At 62.9% G+C, this 2,207-nt stretch carries 5 protein-coding genes; 3 read left to right on the top strand and 2 right to left on the bottom strand.

Features of this window, described 5'->3' with window-relative positions:
• Nucleotides 1-192: iron-sulfur cluster assembly protein (locus tag EN906_RS31630; protein WP_127375660.1), on the top strand; the 192-nt coding region annotated here is incomplete at its 5' end.
• Nucleotides 193-292: 100 nt separating this feature from the next.
• A complete protein-coding gene (gene sufA, locus EN906_RS31635; protein ID WP_127375661.1) occupies nucleotides 293-673 on the top strand; it encodes a Fe-S cluster assembly scaffold SufA in 381 nt (126 codons plus the stop codon).
• Nucleotides 674-696: 23 nt separating this feature from the next.
• Here the strand turns inward: sufA and EN906_RS31640 are convergent, their stop codons facing one another.
• Complete coding sequence (locus EN906_RS31640) at nucleotides 697-1,194, bottom strand: GFA family protein (RefSeq protein WP_127270730.1); 498 nt, start codon at nucleotides 1,192-1,194, stop codon at nucleotides 697-699.
• Nucleotides 1,195-1,284: 90 nt separating this feature from the next.
• Here EN906_RS31640 and EN906_RS31645 point away from each other — a divergent pair, with 90 nt between their 5' ends.
• Nucleotides 1,285-1,608: a TfoX/Sxy family protein gene (locus EN906_RS31645; RefSeq protein ID WP_127270731.1), complete on the top strand. Its 324-nt coding sequence runs from the start codon at nucleotides 1,285-1,287 to the stop codon at nucleotides 1,606-1,608.
• A gap of 187 nt (nucleotides 1,609-1,795) precedes the next feature.
• Here the strand turns inward: EN906_RS31645 and EN906_RS31650 are convergent.
• A partial coding sequence (locus EN906_RS31650) for a pseudouridine-5'-phosphate glycosidase (protein ID WP_206529217.1) occupies nucleotides 1,796-2,207 on the bottom strand: 412 nt, incomplete at its 5' end.

The following is a 2,207-nucleotide window of genomic DNA, read 5'->3' on the forward strand; positions in this document are numbered from 1 at the left end:
CGCTGGGTCAAGATCGACATGACGCTGACCGCTCCGGGCTGCCCTGTCGCCGGCGAAATGCCCGGCTGGGTCGAAAATGCCGTCGGCGCCGTCGAAGGCGTGTCCGGCGTCGAGGTCAACATGACCTTCGACCCGCCGTGGTCGGCCGACCGCATGTCGGAAGAGGCGCAGGTCGCGGTGGGTTGGTACTAGCGTTGGGCCTGGCATACTTGCGCCAGGGGTAAAACTTCACCATTTTAGGTGAGGAATCATTCGGCAGGCCTTGAACCTGCATGGAATGGAAGGAAAAAGAATGGGACGCTTTGCCGTCATCACGATGACCGAAAAGGCCGCCGACCGGGTGCGCGAGAGTGTCGCCACGCGTGACAATGCGCACGGCATCCGCCTCGGCATCAAGAAGGGCGGCTGCGCGGGCATGGAATATACGGTCGATCTGGTGACCGAGCCCAATACCAAGGACGACCATATCGAGCGCGACGGCGCGCATGTCTATGTGGCGCCCGAGGCAGCGCTATTCCTGTTCGGCACCGAGATGGATTTCGAGCAGACGACGCTGCGCACCGGCTTCACCTTCCACAATCCGAACCAGAGTTCGGCCTGCGGCTGCGGCGAATCCGTCGAACTGAAGCCGGCCGACCTGAAGGCGCTGGCAGAGGCACGCGCCTCCGCCTGACCCTCCTTCGCCCGTTTACGGGGCTAATCCACCCACATGCCCGTGCGCTTGTGCCAGTCGGCGATCGATTCCTCGGGATAGACGTCGAAGACCTTGTCATGCTTGCCAACCACCGGCTCCACCCAGTTCGCCTTGTATTTCAGCATGAGGTGCACCTTGCTTGGCGGAATGGGTAAATCGCTGTCGATCGCCGAAGCGAAGGGATGCACCAGCTCCGGCCATGTCGGGTCGTAGAGCCAAAGGGCTGATCCACATTTCTTGCAGAAATTGCGCTCGCCGGTCGAGATTTCGCAATGCGGATGCTCGTCGTCCTCGATCTCCGCCCGAAAGACGCCGAGGCTGCGCTTGCCCCTGATGTTCAGTGTTTCGTTGTCGGCACCGAGATTGATGGCAAACCCGCCGCCGCCCTGCTGCTTGCGGCAGATCGAGCAGTAGCACAGCATGAATGGCGCCGGCGTGTGGCTCTCCACCTCGAAACGGACGGCATTGCAGCGGCAGGAGCCTTTGAGCAGCACGGGCATAGCGGGAACTCCGATCGACCTCACACAACCTGTCAGCATGATTTTGGTTGCGGCGATGACAAGGCCAAACGCCGGTGACATGATCGCGGCATGGACAATGAACGCATCGCCGAACTGTTCGAAGGCCTCGGCCCGGTCAGCATCCGAAAACTGTTCGGCGGCAAGGGCATCTATTTCGACGGTGTCATCGTCGCCATCGTGCTGCGTGGCGAATTGCTGTTGAAGGCCGACGAGCAAAGCGTGCCCGAGTTCGAGGCCGCCGGCTGCACGCAATGGACCTATACCGGCTCGCGCCACGGCAAGCTGGTCGCCATGCCCTACTGGAGCGTTCCAGACAGCGCTTTCGATGATCCCGACGAGATGACGATCTGGGCACGCCGGGCCTATGAGGCGGGGCGACGGGCGGGGAAGTAGATTCCCGCAAGCGCGAGGCCACCCCCTCATCCGTCCGCTTCGCGGCCACCTTCTCCCCGAGGGGAGAAGAGGTCGACGTCGGCGCTGCAAGCTCCTCTCCCCTCGGGGAGAGGTCGGATTGCCCCGAACTGTTCTTTGCAATTCGGTCTTGGGAATCCGGGTGAGGGGGAACCTTCGCTGCGTGACCCTAAAGCGCCTTCGCAATCCTCGCCGCCAGCCGCGCATTATTCTCGACCAGCGCGATGTTCGTCTTCAGGCTCCTGCCGCCAGTCAGTTCGAGAATCTTTCCCAGCAGGAACGGCGTCACCGCCTTGCCGGTCACGTTGAGCGCCTCGGCGGCCTTCTGCGCGGCCTCGATATAGCCGGCCATCTCCTCAGCCGGGATTTCGTGGTTTTCCGGCACCGGATTGGCAATCAGCATGCCACCGGCGAGCCCCAGCGCTGCCCTCGTCTGGTAGAAATGCGCGATCTCTTCCGGCTCGTGCAAGGTCAGCGGCGCGCGGAACGGCGAATGCCTGGACCAGAAGGCCGGCATCGTCTCGCAGCCAAGGCCGACCACCGGCACGCCGCGCGCCGCTGACCTTGCACGAGCCGGAAGA

Origin of the sequence: Mesorhizobium sp. M7A.F.Ca.CA.004.06.1.1, assembly GCF_003999135.1 — a bacterium.
GTDB lineage: Bacteria > Pseudomonadota > Alphaproteobacteria > Rhizobiales > Rhizobiaceae > Mesorhizobium.

Bases quoted from the DNA above. Each gene is read 5' to 3' on its own strand.
- EN906_RS31640 (WP_127270730.1), bottom strand. From the start codon at position 1,194: ATGCCCGTGCTGCTCAAAGGCTCCTGCCGCTGCAATGCCGTCCGTTTC.
- sufA (WP_127375661.1), top strand. From the start codon at position 293: ATGGGACGCTTTGCCGTCATCACGATGACCGAAAAGGCCGCCGACCGG.
- EN906_RS31645 (WP_127270731.1), top strand. From the start codon at position 1,285: ATGGACAATGAACGCATCGCCGAACTGTTCGAAGGCCTCGGCCCGGTC.